This window comes from Streptomyces racemochromogenes (genome assembly GCF_044129415.1).
GTDB classification, from domain to species: Bacteria; Actinomycetota; Actinomycetes; order Streptomycetales; family Streptomycetaceae; genus Streptomyces; species Streptomyces racemochromogenes_A.
This window is the reverse complement of record NZ_JBBDHD010000044.1, coordinates 37,142-53,599: the sequence shown is the minus strand read 5'-3', so window position 1 is coordinate 53,599 and position 16,458 is coordinate 37,142. Positions and strand designations below refer to the sequence as shown.

18 protein-coding genes, 1 tRNA gene and 1 pseudogene are annotated in these 16,458 nt (G+C 72.2%); 14 read left to right on the top strand and 6 right to left on the bottom strand.

Going from position 1 to position 16,458, the window contains the following annotated elements:
- Nucleotides 1-94: 94 nt before the first annotated feature.
- On the bottom strand, nt 95-592 hold the full coding sequence (locus WDV06_RS18580) for a phosphoribosyltransferase (protein ID WP_395510875.1): 498 nt from the start codon (nt 590-592) through the stop codon (nt 95-97).
- The gene (gene dcd, locus WDV06_RS18575; protein WP_007265045.1) at nt 589-1,176 is read right to left on the bottom strand and encodes a dCTP deaminase; all 588 of its coding nucleotides are present in this window, start codon (nt 1,174-1,176) and stop codon (nt 589-591) included. Before dcd ends, WDV06_RS18580 begins: the two co-directional genes overlap by 4 nt.
- Before the next feature lie 470 nt (nt 1,177-1,646).
- On the opposite strand from dcd, the gene WDV06_RS18570 reads away from it, so the two are divergent.
- The 5 genes and pseudogenes from WDV06_RS18570 (at nt 1,647) to WDV06_RS18550 (ending at nt 4,498) form a co-directional block, all read left to right on the top strand.
- Nucleotides 1,647-1,717: transfer RNA gene (locus WDV06_RS18570), tRNA-Gly, on the top strand.
- Nucleotides 1,718-2,041: 324 nt separating this feature from the next.
- Nucleotides 2,042-2,245, top strand: a complete 204-nt coding sequence (locus tag WDV06_RS18565; protein WP_042817427.1) for a cold-shock protein — start codon at nt 2,042-2,044, stop codon at nt 2,243-2,245.
- A 184-nt stretch (nt 2,246-2,429) separates the two neighbouring features.
- Nucleotides 2,430-3,839: a DEAD/DEAH box helicase gene (locus tag WDV06_RS18560; RefSeq protein ID WP_395510874.1), complete on the top strand. Its 1,410-nt coding sequence runs from the start codon at nt 2,430-2,432 to the stop codon at nt 3,837-3,839.
- Between the two features lie 38 nt (nt 3,840-3,877).
- Nucleotides 3,878-4,120 (top strand): annotated as a pseudogene (locus tag WDV06_RS18555) (CBS domain-containing protein); the annotation flags it as partial.
- 69 nt (nt 4,121-4,189) lie between these two features.
- The gene (locus WDV06_RS18550; RefSeq protein ID WP_395510873.1) at nt 4,190-4,498 is read left to right on the top strand and encodes an SCO5918 family protein; all 309 of its coding nucleotides are present in this window, start codon (nt 4,190-4,192) and stop codon (nt 4,496-4,498) included.
- Nucleotides 4,499-4,614: 116 nt separating this feature from the next.
- Here WDV06_RS18550 and WDV06_RS18545 read toward each other — a convergent pair whose 3' ends face one another.
- Complete coding sequence (locus WDV06_RS18545; protein WP_395510872.1) at nt 4,615-4,974, bottom strand: hypothetical protein; 360 nt, start codon at nt 4,972-4,974, stop codon at nt 4,615-4,617.
- A gap of 439 nt (nt 4,975-5,413) precedes the next feature.
- Between WDV06_RS18545 and WDV06_RS18540 the strand changes: the two genes are divergently transcribed.
- From WDV06_RS18540 to WDV06_RS18500, 9 genes are all read left to right on the top strand, one after another.
- Nucleotides 5,414-5,752, top strand: a complete 339-nt coding sequence (locus WDV06_RS18540; protein WP_395510871.1) for a MerR family transcriptional regulator — start codon at nt 5,414-5,416, stop codon at nt 5,750-5,752.
- A 292-nt stretch (nt 5,753-6,044) separates the two neighbouring features.
- Nucleotides 6,045-6,815 (top strand): YqcI/YcgG family protein, encoded by a 771-nt coding sequence (locus WDV06_RS18535; protein ID WP_395510870.1) that lies wholly within the window; start codon nt 6,045-6,047, stop codon nt 6,813-6,815.
- A 2-nt stretch (nt 6,816-6,817) separates the two neighbouring features.
- Complete coding sequence (locus tag WDV06_RS18530; protein WP_395510869.1) at nt 6,818-7,642, top strand: arginase family protein; 825 nt, start codon at nt 6,818-6,820, stop codon at nt 7,640-7,642.
- A 55-nt stretch (nt 7,643-7,697) separates the two neighbouring features.
- A complete protein-coding gene (gene cysK, locus WDV06_RS18525) occupies nt 7,698-8,678 on the top strand; it encodes a cysteine synthase A (protein ID WP_395510868.1) in 981 nt (326 codons plus the stop codon).
- 1 nt (nt 8,679) lies between these two features.
- Nucleotides 8,680-9,807, top strand: a complete 1,128-nt coding sequence (gene metX / locus WDV06_RS18520) for a homoserine O-acetyltransferase MetX (protein ID WP_395510867.1) — start codon at nt 8,680-8,682, stop codon at nt 9,805-9,807.
- A gap of 17 nt (nt 9,808-9,824) precedes the next feature.
- On the top strand, nt 9,825-10,571 hold the full coding sequence (locus WDV06_RS18515) for an SDR family oxidoreductase (RefSeq protein ID WP_395510866.1): 747 nt from the start codon (nt 9,825-9,827) through the stop codon (nt 10,569-10,571).
- Nucleotides 10,572-10,597: 26 nt separating this feature from the next.
- The gene (locus tag WDV06_RS18510; RefSeq protein WP_395510865.1) at nt 10,598-11,524 is read left to right on the top strand and encodes an ATP-grasp domain-containing protein; all 927 of its coding nucleotides are present in this window, start codon (nt 10,598-10,600) and stop codon (nt 11,522-11,524) included.
- A gap of 2 nt (nt 11,525-11,526) precedes the next feature.
- Nucleotides 11,527-12,492, top strand: coding sequence for a DMT family transporter (locus WDV06_RS18505; RefSeq protein ID WP_395510864.1), 966 nt, complete (start codon nt 11,527-11,529; stop codon nt 12,490-12,492).
- Between the two features lie 161 nt (nt 12,493-12,653).
- The gene (locus WDV06_RS18500; protein WP_395510863.1) at nt 12,654-13,361 is read left to right on the top strand and encodes a response regulator transcription factor; all 708 of its coding nucleotides are present in this window, start codon (nt 12,654-12,656) and stop codon (nt 13,359-13,361) included.
- 109 nt (nt 13,362-13,470) lie between these two features.
- Here WDV06_RS18500 and WDV06_RS18495 read toward each other — a convergent pair whose 3' ends face one another.
- The 3 genes from WDV06_RS18495 to WDV06_RS18485 all read right to left on the bottom strand — a co-directional run bounded on the left by WDV06_RS18495 (nt 13,471) and on the right by WDV06_RS18485 (nt 16,365).
- Entirely contained in the window at nt 13,471-14,424 is a 954-nt protein-coding gene (locus WDV06_RS18495; protein ID WP_395510862.1) for a UbiA family prenyltransferase, read from the bottom strand.
- Nucleotides 14,425-14,538: 114 nt separating this feature from the next.
- Entirely contained in the window at nt 14,539-15,372 is an 834-nt protein-coding gene (locus WDV06_RS18490; RefSeq protein WP_395510861.1) for a hypothetical protein, read from the bottom strand.
- A 57-nt stretch (nt 15,373-15,429) separates the two neighbouring features.
- Nucleotides 15,430-16,365, bottom strand: a complete 936-nt coding sequence (locus WDV06_RS18485; RefSeq protein ID WP_395510860.1) for an alpha/beta fold hydrolase — start codon at nt 16,363-16,365, stop codon at nt 15,430-15,432.
- Nucleotides 16,366-16,458: the final 93 nt, after the last annotated feature.

Here is a 16,458-nt window from a genome sequence, read left to right as displayed (position 1 = left end):
CCCCCGCCAACAGGCACAACACGAGACTCCCGCGCCCCCGCCCCCCGCGCCCCCCCGCGGGGCGGCCCCCCCCCCCCCTTCCGCGTTCCGGGTCTCAGGCGTCGAGGATCTGGCCCTCGCGCTTGACCACCGGCGGCTCCGTGGACCACGGGAACTCGATCCAGTCGTCGGTCTTCTTCCACACGTACTCGCACTTCACGAGCGAGTGGGACTTCTCGTAGATCACGGCGGAGCGCACCTCGGCGACGTGGCCGAGGCAGAAGTCGTGGACGAGCTTCAGCGTCTTCCCGGTGTCGGCCACGTCATCGGCGATGAGGACCTTCTTGTCGGTGAAGTCGATCGCCTCGGGCACGGGCGCCAGCATGACCGGCATCTCCAGCGTGGTGCCCACACCGGTGTAGAACTCGACGTTCACGAGGTGGATGTTCTTGCAGTCCAGCGCGTAGGCCAGACCGCCGGCGACGAACACCCCGCCCCGGGCGATGCTGAGGATGATGTCCGGCTCGAAGCCGTCGGCGGCGATGGTCTGCGCCAGCTCGCGGACGGCGCTGCCGAACGCCTCGTACGTCAGGGTCTCGCGTACTTCGCTCATGCCTCGTGCCTCACCTGGGTGCGGTGGAAGTTCTGGAAGGAGCGCGAGGCGGTCGGCCCGCGCTGCCCCTGGTACCGGGAGCCGTACCGCTCACTGCCGTACGGGAACTCCGCGGGCGAGCTGAGGCGGAACATGCACAGCTGCCCGATCTTCATGCCCGGCCACAGCTTGATCGGCAGGGTGGCCAGGTTCGACAGCTCCAGGGTCACGTGGCCGGAGAAGCCGGGGTCGATGAACCCGGCCGTCGAATGCGTCACCAGACCCAGGCGGCCCAGGCTGGACTTCCCCTCCAGTCTGGAGGCGATGTCCTCGGGGAGCGAGATGACCTCGTACGTCGACGCGAGGACGAACTCACCCGGGTGCAGGATGAAGGCCTCGTCGCCCTCGGGCTCGACCATGCGGGTCAGGTCGGGCTGCTCGATGGCGGGGTCGATGTGCGCGTAGCGGTGATTCTCGAAGACCCGGAAGAACCGGTCGAGGCGTACGTCGATGCTGGAGGGCTGCACCATCGACTCGTCGAACGGGTCAATGCGAACCCGTCCGCTGTCGATCTCGGCCCGGATGTCTTTGTCGGAGAGAAGCACGTCCCGAGGATACGCAGAGCGCGCGGGCCGCCCCCAATCGAGAGCGGGCCCGCGCGCCCGGAAAGCCGTCTGTGACGGCCCTACCGCTTGACGCCGCCCACGGGCACCGCGTGCCGCAGACGCGCGCACCGCGGACACCGCAGCAGCCGCCCCGGACCGATCCGGCCGGCACCGAGGTGCTGCAGCGGGAAGGAGGCGGTGCTGAAAACGTGCCCTTCGGCACAACGGACGACTGTGTGCTCCATCGAGTCCCTTTCCCCAACGAGCCGTACTGCGATGAATCGCCACATTAGGGGATGAACAAGACCCACTCCAGCCGCCGCTCCGCCCCCCAAAGGTACGCCCCAACTCCCGCCCGCGGGACGCCTGGTGCCCCACCGCGAGGACGCCGACCCGGCGGGTGGATTCACCGGGGGTCGATCATGGGGTACAGTGTGCAACGGTAGGGATCCAGGCAGCTGGCCCACCCTGCGGATGTAGTTTAATGGTAGAACATGAGCTTCCCAAGCTTATAGCGCGGGTTCGATTCCCGTCATCCGCTCTCGAACAAAGGCCCAGGTCGACGACCTGGGCCTTTTTCGTTTGTGCGCATATCTGTGTTCGCGGGCAGAGGTTTTGGGTGGCAACCCGGGGAGAGTTTTTATCGGCGCGACACGGGAACAGAAATCGGAACCCGTGCGGGCCGCATCGGCGTGCTACTGTCGAATCAGTTGCAGTTTTGGTACCCGAAAATTCCAGGCGCCCCGCCGGCTTCATGCCGCACGGAAGTGCTTTGCATTCCGGTCTCTTCCGGGCAGGGAATCATCGCGGCGACACGGAATCCGCGACGTGCGGACTCCGCTGCACTGCCCCAAGGAGATATGACATGGCTGCTGGCACCGTGAAGTGGTTCAACGCGGAAAAGGGTTTCGGCTTCATCGAGCAGGACGGTGGCGGCCCTGACGTGTTCGCCCACTACTCGAACATCGCCGCCCAGGGCTTCCGCGAGCTCCAGGAGGGGCAGAAGGTCTCCTTCGACATCGCGCAGGGCCAGAAGGGCCCGACGGCCGAGAACATCGTTCCCGCCTGACACTGACGCGTCATACGCAGCTGGGGCCCGCATCCTTCGGGGTGCGGGCCCCAGCTGTATTCATTTCCCGGGACTTCCCCGCGCACTCGCATCACCGCGGGCCCTTCAGCCGGTTCCCGCGGTTTCGACGCGCTCAGCCGCCGTCGGAATTCCTCGGCACGTGCCGTATCACGAAAGGTTCTGAATGAACCCCCTACGCACGAACGGCCGCCGGTGGGGCGGAAACGAAGGGCGGCCGGCCTCGGTACGGGGAGAATTCGCCCTGCCCAGGACGGTCACCCCGGCACTGCCTCCGGTCGAGGACTTCGCCGGCCTTCCCCTGGACGGGCGTCTCCTGGCCGCGCTCGCCGCTCACGGTGTGTCCGTCCCGTTCCCCATCCAGGGCGCGACCCTGCCGAACTCCCTCGCGGGACGCGACGTGCTGGGCCGCGGCAGGACGGGTTCGGGCAAGACGCTCGCCTTCGGGCTGGCCCTGCTCGCCCGTACGGCCGGGCGGCGCGCCGAGCCCCGGCAGCCGCTGGCCCTGGTCCTGGTCCCGACCCGGGAGCTCGCCCAGCAGGTCACGGACGCCCTCACCCCGTACGCGCGCGCCGTGGAGCTGCGCCTGGCCACCGTCGTCGGCGGGATGCCGATCGGCCGGCAGGCGAACGCGCTGCGCAGCGGCGTCGACGTCGTCGTGGCCACCCCCGGGCGGCTGGGGGACCTGATCGACCGCGGCCACTGCCGGCTGGACCAGGTCGCCGTCACCGTGCTGGACGAGGCCGACCAGATGGCCGACATGGGCTTCATGCCCCAGGTGACCGCACTGCTGGACCAGGTCCGGCCCGAGGGCCAGCGGATGCTGTTCTCCGCGACCCTGGACCGCAACGTCGACCTCCTGGTCCGCCGCTACCTGACCGACCCCGTCGTCCACTCCGTCGATCCCTCCCAGGGCGCGGTCACGACGATGAAGCACCACGTCCTGCACGTCCAGGGCGCCGACAAGCAGAGGCTGACCGCCGAGATCGCGGCGCGGGACGGCCGGGTGATCATGTTCTTGGACACCAAGCACGCCGTGGACCGCCTCACCGAGGACCTCCTCGGCCTCGGCGTCGGGGCAGCGGCGCTGCACGGCGGGAAGTCACAGCCGCAGCGCGCCCGCACCCTGGCCTGGTTCAAGAACGGGCACGTCACCGTTCTGGTCGCCACGAACGTCGCGGCCCGCGGAATCCACGTCGACCAGCTCGACCTCGTCGTCAACGTGGACCCGCCCACCGACCACAAGGACTACCTGCACCGCGGCGGCCGTACCGCGCGAGCGGGCGCGTCGGGCAGCGTCGTCACCCTGGTCACCGCCGGCCAGCGGCGCGCCGTGGCACGCCTCATGACGGCCGCGGGCATCGCGCCCGAGACCACCCGGGTCCGCTCCGGCGAGGACGCGCTCGCCCGGATCACGGGCGCGCGCACCCCCTCCGGCATTCCCGTGGAGATCACCGCACCGCCCGCGGAGCAGCGCGGGCGCGGTCCTGTCGTCCGCGGCCGTCGCGGTCCCGTCCCGGCGTTCCCGCGCACCGCCGCACGGCGGCGTCCCGCCGGCACGGCTGCCCGAGCGTGACATGGCAGGTAGGCCGCCCGTCCCCCAGGAGGCACGTTGTGACGCCGTTCCGCACGCAGTCCCGTTCCACACATCCGACCCCGGAGCCGGCCGCACCCCAGGTCTGCGACGACATGACCGTCGAAGTGGCCTTGGCCGTCATGGCCGGGGCCCGCACCGGTCACCTGCGCGTCTGCGACAGCGACGAGCAGTGCACCGGCCTGGTGACCGGGGCCCAGCTCACCGCCGCCCGTGAGAGCCCCGCCTACACGGACCGGCTCCGGCTGCGCGACCTCTCCGGGCGCAAGCCGTCCGCCTCCTCCACGGCTTCCGGACGCCCCTCTTCGCTTCCTTCTTCCCTGTGAGGCATCGTGCGCTGTGTCATCGCCCGCTTCCCCTTCGACCTCACCAAGCCCGGCGTCCTGGAATCCATGAAGGGGGTCAGACCCGAGGAACTCCTCGGCGCGTCCGTGACCATCGGCCGCCGCGTCTACCCCGTCAAGCAGGTCGGCCAGGTCATCACCGGCCAGGACCGCCGCGACTTCACCGCCGGTGAAGTCGTCCGCGCCATGACCAGGCTGGGCTTCACCTGTCGCGGCCTCCCGCAGGGCGGCGCGCCCGCTCGCGACCTCGGGCCCTTCCGGCGCGCCTCCGCGGCGCTCGGCGGTCCGGGGGCCTGACCGCCGTCCCCGGGGGACACGGGCAGGCGCCCGGGCAGCCGGGAGGACCCGGCCGGCACTGCCGGCCGGGTCCTCTCGTGCGTCGGTGGGCGGATCCTGGGGGGGGGAAGGCGGTGTCAGCGGTCGGAGTAGCTGACGTCGCCCATGGTCCAGGCGCTGATGTCCGCGATCGAGACGCGGTACATCCCGCCCGTCTCCGGGATCCCCATCGTGCCCTGGAGGATCCGCGCCAGGTGGAAGTGCAGGTGTGCCGGGGGACCGTCCTTCGCCGCCGGGGTGGCGAAGACGGCGGCGAACTCGGACAGCCGGTCGGAGTCCGCCAGGACCTCCGAGACCCGCTGCCGCCACACCGCTTCGGGCGCCAGCCGACCTGTGATGACAGCGCCCCCGGTCACGACGGTCAGGGACATCTGGTTGCTCTGCCCGGACTCCACCAGCTTGGCGACGTCAACGAGCAGCTCGTCAATCTTCGACATGGAACCCGATCCTACGGGGCACTCGCCCCCGTCCACAGGTCGTCCTGCCGGGTGGGAAGAACGACCGGGGCGCGCAGGCCACCCTCCATCTACCGTCCGGGAACACGAAAATCTATCGCGGCCACAGTAGACATAGGCCGTCGGTCGGGCTATGTTTTCTTTCGTAACCAGGAGAGACGGTAGAAGAACGGAGGAACGCGGCGCCATCGGGATCGCCCGGGCGGAAGTCTCAGGTCCGGGTACCGCAGGACATCGATAGCGAGGTGGTCTTCGGTCGAGCAACCGCGATCCCCGCACCGACGGCAGCTACCGGGCCGGGTGTGCGGACACAGAAGGCCGGCGCTTCATCAGGGCCGGCAGGTGGTGTAGTAGTTCCTTCAGGGCCCTGGTGCCGGTACTGGCGCCAGGGCCCCTCTATGCGTGTCACGGAGAGGTGCAAATGACAGCAGACGACTCGTACGCCCGTCTCGACGACGACGACTACCCCGCCTACACCATGGGCCGAGCCGCCGAGATGATCGGCACCACCCAGGGCTTCCTCCGCGCCATCGGCGAAGCCCGCCTGATCACTCCGCTGCGTTCCGAGGGCGGCCACCGCCGCTACTCCCGCTACCAGCTCCGCATCGCCGCCCGCGCCCGGGAACTCGTCGACCAGGGCACCCCGATCGAGGCCGCCTGCCGCATCATCATCCTTGAGGACCAGCTCGAAGAGGCCCAGCGCATCAACGCCGAGTACCGCCGCGCCGCCGAAGCCGGCACGCCCCCGCAGCAGGTGTGAGGCGACCGGCCGGAGGACGGCCCGGGGGCGCGGGCCCGGCCCGCCCCGGGTCACCCCCGCGCTTGTGCCACGGGTACGGTTCCCGTCCTCCGTCCTCCGCTCCGTTTCGAAACCCCCAGGTACGCGACGCCTGGGGGTTTCTTCGTTTTCCGGCAGGCATGACGCCTACACCTTTGGGTGTACGGGAATTACACCCTTCCTCAGCCTTTCGTTTTCCTCCGTTGCGGCGGCCCGATTCCACGGGCCACGATGGCCACCGCCACAGCCCGTAACCGCAGAAACGGATGGCTCGGTGCACACGTCGCAACACACCACAGCAATTGTTTCCCAGGCTCGGACGGCAGAATTCCGGGACGGCTGGCAGCGTACGGCGGTCGAGGAGATCACCGCACGGATCGCCGACCCGGGTTTCCCCTGCGTGTTCTCCCGGAACGCCCTGCGCAAGGAGCTCCTCGGGTTCGTCTTCGTGGCGGACGGCGGGGCGGACGGGATCCGGCACCTGGCGGGGGCCCTCGGGGAGTACGTCGAGCGGGCCAGGGACTGGGACGGACAGCTGGACACCGCGTATCCGCTGGTCGTGGTGTTCGCGCCGGACGCCGTGCCCGGGGACTCGGTCGAGGAGCACCACGCCTTCGGCTGGCACGTCCTGCGGGAGCTGCACCGGGCCGACCCCGCGCCCTGGCCCGCCGGGGTCGCCCCGCGTCCCGACGACGAGACCTGGTCCATGTGCTTCGACGGAATGCCGCTCTTCTGCAATATGAGCAGCCCCGCGCACCGGGTCCGCCGCAGCCGGAACCTCGGCCGTTCCTTCGTTCTGGTCGTCAATCCGCGGGAGCGGTTCGACGTGTTCGCCGGAGACACTCCGAGCGGACGGAAAGTGCGCGCCAACATTCGCGGCCGAATACACCGCTACGACGGTGTCCCGCACGCCCCGCAATTGGGTTCCTACGGAATCGGTGCCCTCGAATGGCAGCAGTACGGCCTGATCGAGGAGAACGCCCGGCGGACCGACGCCTGCCCTTTCCCTCACCACGCCGACGACGACACGCAGAGGACCTCCTGACCATGATCGAGCTCATCGTCTCCCAGGGCCGGGTGGCCGACCGGAAGCCCCGCATGATCGAGGGCGCGGCCCGGCTCGCGCGCGCCCTGGAGGAGCGGTACGGACTCACCGGCCGCTGGATCGGGGAACCCGCGCCGGCCGCCGTCGACGACTGGAGCGTCAGCCTCCCGCAGGCCGAGGGCCAGTTGCGGGCACTCGGCCGCGCGGTCGGGGACGGCATCCGCGCCGGACGCCGGACGGTCCTGGTCTCCAACACCTGCCCCGCCAGCATCGGCACGCTGCCGGTGGTGGCCCGTGAGGTCCCGGACGCCGTGGTGCTCTACATCGACGGCCACGGCGACTTCAACACGCCGGCCACCGGCACCGGCTACCTGGGCGGGATGGTGCTCTCCGCCGCGTGCGGCCTGTGGGACAGCGGCCACGGGGGCGGACTGCCGGCCTCGCAGGCGGTGCTGGTCGGCGCCCGGGACATCGACGAGGGCGAGGCGGAGCTGATCGCGACGGCCGGGGTGCGGGTCGTCCCGCCCGCCGAGACGACGGCGGAGACCATCCTGGACGCCATCGGCGACCGCCCCGTCTGGGTGCACATCGACTGGGACGTGCTCGAACCGGGCCATGTGCCGGCCGACTACACCGTCCCCGACGGCCTGCTCCCCGAGCAGATCCGGACCGTCTTCGAGACGATCCCGGCCGACCGGCTGCTCGGCGTGGAGCTGGCCGAGTTCGACGCCTCCCCCGACGAGGCGCTCAACGAGCGGGCCGTCGCCGTGATCCTCGACATCGTCGCCCCCGTCTTCGGGCCGGTCGAAGCCCTCGCAGGCCGCTAGGGCCTGTCGTCAAACTCCCGTTCTGCTCCCACCAGCCGCCCTGGAGAGATCCCCCATGCCCCTGTACGACAGCATCCTCGACACCGTCGGCCGTACCCCGATCGTCCGGCTGAACCGGCTCGCCCCCGCGCACACCACGGTGTACGTGAAGGTGGAGGCGTTCAATCCCGGCGGCTCGGTGAAGGACCGGCTCGCGCTCTCCGTCGTCCTCGACGCGGAGGCCCGGGGGGAGCTGAAGCCCGGGGACACGATCGTCGAGTGCACCTCCGGCAACGTCGGCATCGCCCTGGCGATGGTGGCCGCGGCCCGCGGCTACCGGTTCGTCGCCGTCATGGGCGACACCTACTCGCGGGAGCGGCGCCAGCTCATCCGGGCGTACGGCGGCAAGGTGATCCTCTTCCCCGGTGAGCTCGGCAGCAGCGGCGGCAACCGGATCGCCGACGAACTCGCGGCGGAACACGGCTGGTTCCGGGCCCGGCAGTTCGACAACCCGGCCAACCCGGCCTACCACCGGGAGACCACGGCCTCGGAGATCCTCGCCGATTTCGCGGGCAGGCGGCTGGACTACTTCGTCACCGGCTTCGGCACCAGCGGCACCCTCACCGGCGTCGGGCAGATGCTGAAGACCGCCCGCCCCGGGGTGCGGGTGGTCGCCACGGAGCCGGAGAACGCCGCCATCCTGGGCAAGCGGGAGTGGAACGTCCACCGGATCCAGGGCTGGTCGCCGAACTTCGTGCCCAGCGTGCTGGACGACCGGGTCATCGACGAACTGGTCACCGTCGACGAGACGGTGGGACGGGACACCTCCCGCCGGCTCGCCGCGCAGGAGGGCATCTTCGCCGGCATCTCCGCCGGCGCCACCCTGGCCACCGCGCTGCGCGTCGCGGAGACCGCCCCGGAGGGGTCGGTGCTGCTCGCCATGCTCCCGGACACCGGGGAGAGGTACCTGTCCACCTTCCTGATGGAAGGCGTCAACGAGGGGTCGGACGACGAGTGGCTGGCGTCGCTCGGCTCCGGACCGGACGCCGGGAACTGACGTGAGCACCGAATTCGTGCCGCCGGCCGCCCGGTTCAGCGCCCTGCCCGGCGTCTTCCCCCTGCTGCGCGGCGGGACCCTGGCCGGTGCGCGCGTCGCGTACGAGACGCTCGGGCGCCTGGCCCCCGAACGGGACAACGCGGTCCTGGTACTGACCGGCCTCTCCCCCGACAGCCATGTCGCCTCCCACCCCGGGGACCCGGCGCCCGGCTGGTGGGAGGCCATGGTGGGCCCGGGCAAGCCGGTGGACACCGACCGCTGGTACGTGATCTGCGTGAACGCGCTGGGCAGCTGCAAGGGCTCGACCGGGCCCGCGTCCGTGGACCCCGCGACGGGGGCCCCGTACGGGCCCGACTTCCCGGAACTGTCGATGGAGGACATCGCCGACGCCGCCGCGCACACCGTGCGGGCCCTGGGCATCGAGCGGCTGGCCTGCGTCATCGGCGCCTCCATGGGCGGGATGAGCGCCCTGTCCCTGCTGGCCCGGCACCCGGGGCTGGCCCGCGCCCACCTGAACATCTGCGGGGCGGCGACGTCGCTGCCGTTCGCCACCGCGGTCCGCTCCCTCCAGCGCGAGGCGATCCGCTTCGACCCGCGGTGGAACGGGGGCCGCTACGCCGGTCCCGACACGGAGCACTATCCGCACCGCGGCATGCTCACGGCGCGCAAGCTGGGCATGACGACCTACCGCTCGGCCCGGGAATGGGACCGACGGTTCGGCCGGGGGCGCATCCCGGCCGAGCGCCGCGCGCAGGCCGGGCCCTTCGGCCCCGAGTTCGAGGTCGAGGCCTACCTCGAACGCCACGCCCGCAGGTTCTCCGGCCGGTTCGACCCCAACAGCTACCTCCACCTCAGCCGCTGCATGGACCGTTTCGACCTGGGCGAGTCGTGCGGATCGGCGACCGCCGAGGCCCTGGCCCGGATCCGGCTGGAGAAGGCGCTGGTGATCGGGGTGGAGACCGACATCCTCTTCCCGCTCGGACAGCAGCGGGAGATCGCCGAGGGGCTCGGCGCCGGCGGTACGCACGCCGGGTTCCTGGCCCTGGAGTCGGACGAGGGCCACGACGCCTTCCTCGTCGACACCGACCGCTTCGGCCTGCCCGTCGCGAAGTTCCTCACCACGCTCTAGTCCTGCGGAGGTCCGACATGTCCCCCCATCCCTTCCGGCTGGCCCTGGTCACCGGAGCCAACCGCGGCATCGGCTTCGAGACGGCGCGCCTGCTCGCCGCCGAGGGCGTCCGCGTGCTCCTCTCCGGCCGGGACCGCGAGGCGGTCCAGGCTGCGGTGGAGGAGCTGCGCGGGAGCGGTCTCCCGGTGGAGCCGCTGGTCCTCGACGTGACCGACGGCGACGGCATCCGTGCCGCGGCCGCCGAGGTCGAGCGGTCGTACGGCCGCCTCGACATCCTCGTCAACAACGCCGCGATCCGCGTCGAGGAGTACGGCAGGAAGCCGTCCGAGCAGCCCCTGGAACGGTGGCGCCGGACCTTCGACACCAACCTGTTCGCGGTCGTCGAGGTGACGCGGGCCTTCCTGCCCCTGCTGCGGCGCTCCCCGGCGGGACGCGTGGTCAACCTGTCCAGCCTGCTGGGCTCCGTCGGCACGCACGGCGACCCCGCCTCGTACGCCCACAGCGACACGTTCAAGTCGCTGCCGGCCTACAGCGCCTCCAAGAGCGCCCTCAACTCGTGGACCGTGCACCTCGCCTACGAACTGCGCGACACCCCGGTCAAGGTGAACGCCGTGCACCCCGGCTACACCCGGACCGGCCTGAACGACGGCGCGGGGGACCTCACGCCCGCGGAGGGCGCGCGCACGGGGGCGGCGATGGCCCTGCTCGGCGACGACGGCCCCACCGGCACGTACACGCACCGCGGCGAAACCGTCCCCTGGTAATCCCGGCACATCAATGGAGCACACCTATGGGCAACCACGTGGCCCTGGCCACCGACACGACCAGCCTGCCGATCGACCACGACATGCCGCTGCTGCTGGAGGCGTGCCGGGCGGCCGGAGTACGGGCGGAGATATGCAGCTGGGAGGACCCGGACATCGACTGGGGGTCCTTCGACGCCGTACTGCTGCGGTCCCCCTGGAGTTACGTCGAACAGCTGCCTCGCTTCCTGCGCTGGTGCGAGCACGTCACCGCCGTGACGCACCTGCTCAACCCGCTCCCGGTGGTGCGCTGGAACCTGGACAAGAGCTATCTGGGCGATCTGGACGCGGCGGGGGTGCCCGTCGTGCCGAGCAGTTTCGTCGCCCCGGGGGCCGAGCCGGCCGACGCGCTGCGCGCCTTCCTCGAACGGCACCCGGCCTCCGCCGAGTTCGTGGTGAAGCCGACCGTGGGCGCGTACTCCCGGGACGTGCAGCGGTACTCCCGCGCGCAGGAGCCCGAGGCGGTGCGGCACATCGCCAAGCTGCTCCGGCAGGGCTGTGACGCGCTGATCCAGCCCTACCTGGACGCCGTCGACCGTGACGGCGAGACCGACCTGATCTACTTCGACGGCGCGTACAGCCACGCCATCCGCAAGCGGGCGCTGCTCCTGCCCGACGGTACGGTCGACGTCCCCACGCAGGACGCCCGCACCGCGCGGGACGCCGCCCAGGACGAACGGGCGGTCGCCTCGGCGGCGCTGCGGGCGGTGGTGGCACGGCTGGAACTGGAGCGGCCGCTGCTCTACGGCCGCGTCGACCTCATCCGCGACGGGGACGGCCGGCCCGTGCTCCTCGAACTCGAAGTGTGCGAACCGTCGCTGAGCATGCCCTTCGCGGAAGGCTCCGCGACCCGGTTCGCGCGCGCCCTCGCCGCACGGCTGGAAGACATCACCCGAGACCGCAAGAACGGATGACCATGGCTACCCGACAGACTCCGACCGCCCCGGCGCCGGCCGCCGCTCCCGCCGCCGCGGCCGACGCGCCCGGCGCCGGTGCGCCCGCGCCCGCCGCTCCCGCCTCCGTCGTGCCGCGCGGCACCCTCTACGCCGCCCTCGGCGTGCTGAGCTTCTCCTTCAGTTTCCCCGGCACGGTGTGGGCCCTCGACGGGTTCGGTCCGTGGAGCGCCATCGGGGTGCGCGGCGTGCTCGCCGCCGTCATCGCGGGGACGGCCCTGCTGCTGACCCGGGCGCCCCTGCCGGCCCGCGGGGACTGGCCCGCTCTGGCCGTCGTGGCCGGCGGCTGCGCGGTCGGCTTCCCGCTGCTCACCACGCTCGCGCTGCAGACCTCGTCGACGGCGAACTCGGCGATCGTCATCGGTGCGCTGCCGATGGCGACGGCGGCGTTCTCCGCGGTGCTGACCCGGCGCCGCCCCTCGAAGGTCTTCTGGGCCGCGGCCCTGACCGGCGGGGCGACCGTCATCGCGTTCACGCTCACGCAGAGCCACGGGGAGCCGACGGTCGCCGAGCTCTTCCTCTTCGGCGCCCTCGTCGTCTGCGCGGCCGGGTACGCCTTCGGCGGGCGGCTCTCCGCCCGGATGCCGGGGTGGCGGGTCATCGCCTGGGGCGTGGTCCTGGCCGCCCCGGTCAACCTCGCCGTGTCCGTGTGGGCGCTGCCGCACGAGCCGGTGCACCTGACGGCGAAGGCCCTGGTCGGGATGGCGTACATCGCGGCCGTCTCCCAGTTCGGCGGGTTCGTCGTCTGGTACAAGGGCATGGGGCTCATCGGGGTGGCCAGGGCGAGTCAACTCCAGCTCGCGCAACCCCTGTTGACCCTGGTGTGGGCGGTGCTGCTGCTCGGTGAGGAGATCGGTGCGGCCGTACCGCTGACGGCGGTGGTCGTGCTCGCCTGCATCGTGGTCACCCAGCGGGCCAGGACGGCCTGAGTCGGCTGAACCAACGGTCCGGCGTCCCCTGAACCACGAAATCCGTGGCGGAGGGCGCGCCGGACCGACGCATTCTCACCCCTCGGACGACCTTTTCCTTCGGATCTTGCGGGTGCTACGTTCTGCGCGTCCAAGCCGCCGGACCGAAGGGGAGGCGCGAGTTGAGCCGCCAGGCAGCCGCACGGCAACTGCGTGACGCCGCGCCCGCCGTCATCGAGACCTACCGGGCGGAGCTGCGACGGCTCGGCAGCCCGCTGGCCCTCCGCGACGACGCCTGGGGGCAGTGCCGGTACCAGGCGCAGAACATCGTGGCGGAGTGCGCGCAGTCGCTGGAGACGGGCCGTCCGGCGGAGGTGACCGGGGGCGGGGAGTACTCGCGGCTGCTCGGGGCGCACCGCGTCACGCAGGACATCCCGGTGTCCGAGTCGGTCCGGGCGGCGGAGGTGCTCTGGGAGGCGATGCGCGAGGCGGTGGCGCGGGCGGCGGCCCTGATGCCGGCCGCGGAACGGCACGCGGTGCAGCAGGAGATCAGCACCGTCTTCCGTACGGTCACCGGAGCCCGCCTCTACCAGGGGATCCGCGGCTACGAGGAGGCGGCGCGGCCGACGCCCCCCGCCGGCGGCCGGCCACCGCGGCCGGCTCCGGCCGCGCCCGGCGCGGAGCCGGAGCCGCAGGCCCTGGAACTGCTCACGCTGCGGGAGCGGGAGATCCTCGCGGCGGTGCGGGAAGGACTGACCAACCGGCAGATCAGCCGCCGCTTCGAGATCACCGAGGCGACCGTCAAACGCCATCTGCACAACGCGTACCGCAAGCTCGGCATCAGCTCCCGGGTGCAGGCGCTGAACAAGACGTTCCGGGAGAGCGGCTGACCGCGCCGCGGGCGCGGCGCGGTCAGGGTGGTCGGCGCGGCCGGAGTCGTCCGGGCGACCGGGCGGTACGGGAGGGCCCGGGCCGGAGGGCCGGTTCGCTCGGGCCGGTTCACCCGGTGGCGCGGAGGACGAACGGGACGGTCAGCACGGCGAGGTTCGCGGCGTACTGGGTGACCATGAACGCTCGGTAGGCGCCGCGCCGTTCCGCGCGGCCCGCGTGCTCCCGGCGGGCGCCGCGCAGCACCCGCACGACCACCCAGACCGCCCCCAGGGCCACCGGTACGGCGGCCGCGAGCGCGGGCTCCGCCCACAGCAGGGCCAGCGTCGGCGCGGCCGTGCCGACGGCGAGGGCGCCGGCCACCGCGAGGGCCCGGGCCGCCGCCGGGCCGCGGACGACAGCGACCGTGCGCCGGCCGCCGGCCGCGTCGCCGCTGACGTCGCCCAGGTCCTTGGCCACGGCGCCGACGAGCGCCATCCAGGCCGACATCACCCCGGCGACCAGCGCGCCCGTCGCGGTCCACCCGCCGCCGGACGCCGCGACCCCGGCCCCGTACGCGGTCAGACCGAGCCCGCACACCACCAGCGCGCAGCGCCCGCTGGAGCACTTGGCCTTCACCGGCTCGGCCGAGTAGGCCCAGCCGAGTCCGAGGAAGGCGGCCGTCCAGGCCACGACGCCCGGCCCGGCGAGCCCGCCGAGCAGGAGCGCGGCGCAGGCCAGCAGCACCGTGGCCCGTGCCGCGGTGCGCTCGGGGAGGTCACCTCGGGCGATCGGGCGCCAAGAGCCGTTGACCCGGTCCTCCTGGACGTCGGTGACGCCGTTGAGCAGGTACGCGCAGACCACGGCGCACCACAGGGACGCCAGCCCGAGTACGGGGCGGCCCGGCGACTGCGGCGGCTGCGCGGCGCAGACGGCTCCGACCGCGAACCTCAGGAGGAACGCGACCTGGACGACCGGCCGGGCCTCCTGCCAGCACAGGCGGGCGGTCTCCGCGAGGGAGTGCCAGCGGATGTCCAAGGACCGCGCCGGCCTGGTGACGATCAGTTGCCCACTGAGATTGATCACGGGCGCCACCCTAGGAAGCGGCCCGCCGCCCCGGCCATACAACCATCGGCGTACACAGGTGCACTTCTTTCACGTCCAACCGGGTTGCCGGGCACGTGGGTTGGGGGCCGGGAGTCAGTCCGCGTAGGCGCGCGGCGGGAGCGGATCGGCGGCCCGGGGGGCGACGACGAGGGCGAAGCCGTGGTTGGCGGCCACGGCCCGGGTGTGGGCCGCCGAGAGGGAGCCGTGGCGTTCCAGGGTGAGCGCGGGGAGGCCCGAGCGGCCCCTGGCGGTGGTGTGGTGGAACGACAGGACGGTCGTCGACGCCGTCGCGTGGTGGGGGTGGCGCCGGCGGGCGGCGGCCTCGTCGCGGTGGGCGAGGAGGGTGACGCCGGGCTCGTCGCCGAAGTCGGCGAGGACGCCGTCGGCGCGCCAGTGGGCCGGCTCGTACGCCGTACCGGTCCGGTGCCGCGAGGGGTTCACCGAGGTGACGGCGAGGAAGTCGCCGTCGGTGCGGTCCAGGGCCGCGGCGAGGAAGTCGTTGGACGGGCAGTGGTAGCCGGGGGCGATGAGCTGCACCGTGGGCACGCCCTCGTGGGTGGCGGTGAGGTGGCCCGGCACCCGGGTGGCGGCCGGGCCGCGGAATCCGAAGGGGCCGAGGGTGAAGAGGTCTTCGATCAGGTCCTCGACCTGCCGGCGCCGCACGGCGGCCGGCAGCCGGCTCCAGTCGAAGAGCGAGGGAATGTGCTCGCGTACCGTCGTGACGCTCGCGACCTGGGCGGGCGGGCGGCCCTTCATCCGGTTGACCCGCTCCACCACCGCCCGGTCGGGTCGGGCGGTCAGGGCGTAGAAGTTGCCGAAGCCGTGCGCGACGGCCCGGCCCTCGGCCAGGGAGCGGGCGGCGGCGTGTACGTCCTCGGTGTTCTCCAGGGTGGGCCGCCTGGGATCGGTCGTCCGTCGGTGGGTCATGCCCGGCCTCCGCCTCGTGATCGTTGGTGGATGCCAAACGAGGGGGCGGACGGACGGTCACAGGGCGGCGGGGCGTTCCGGGGTGTCGGCGTCGTCCATGAAGGCCAGCATGCGGGCGTTGACCACGTCCGGGTGGTCGATCTGCGGGCCGTGGCCCGTGGCGGCGATGATCTCGGCGCGGGCGCCGGGGACCAGCCGCGGTACGCGCTCCAGCTGGCGCTTCGGGTGCAGGAGCAGGCTGTGCCGGCCCATGACGACGTAGAGCGGGGTGCGGATGGAGCCCAGTTCGTCGTCGGTGAGCGGCAGGGGTGCGGGCCGGCGGATGCGGTAGGCGCGGGCGCCGAGCTGGATCCACTCGCGCATCTCGGGGATGGCGAGGACGGGCTGGTCCAGCCAGGCGGCGAGGCGCGGGCGCAGCGCCTTGGGGGCGAAGCTCGCGAAGAGGCTGATGAACACCCAGGCGAAGAAGCGCAGTCCGACCTTCTCCAGGCCGCCGGGGTCGAGCGCGGTCACGGAGGCGAGCCGTTCGGGACGCCGGTGGGCCTGGTTGAGGACGAGCCAGCCGCCGTAGGAGGAGCCGACCAGGTGGACCCGGTCGAGGCCCAGGGCTCCGAGGGCCTCGTCCATCCACCGGGCGGCGTGCTCGGGCCGCCACATGGGCTCGCGGTGGACGCTGCGGTTGGCGTCGCCGGGGGTGTCGAGGGCGTAGACGGGCCGGTCGAGGCTGAGCCCGGGGGTGTTGGGGAACCACATGGCCGAGGAGTAGCCGGCGCCGTGGATCAGCACGACGGGGGTGCGGGACTCGGCCGCCGGATCGGCGGGCCCGTACCGGTACACGTGCGTGGTGCCGAAGCCGGTCTCCACGTCCGTCTCGGAACGGATGGGGGCGCCCATCGCGTGGAGCACGTCGGCTGCGGCGAAGTAGCGGTCGCGGAGCTCGTCGTCGACCCAGCGGCCGACGTCACGGCGTACACGGGTCCTGTTCTCGGGCACGGCGGCACCTCCGTTGTCGATCCGCTCTTCGTGATACGACCGTACCATGTTGATGGTACGGCGGTACCATGAAGAAGGCGGCGGACGAACGGA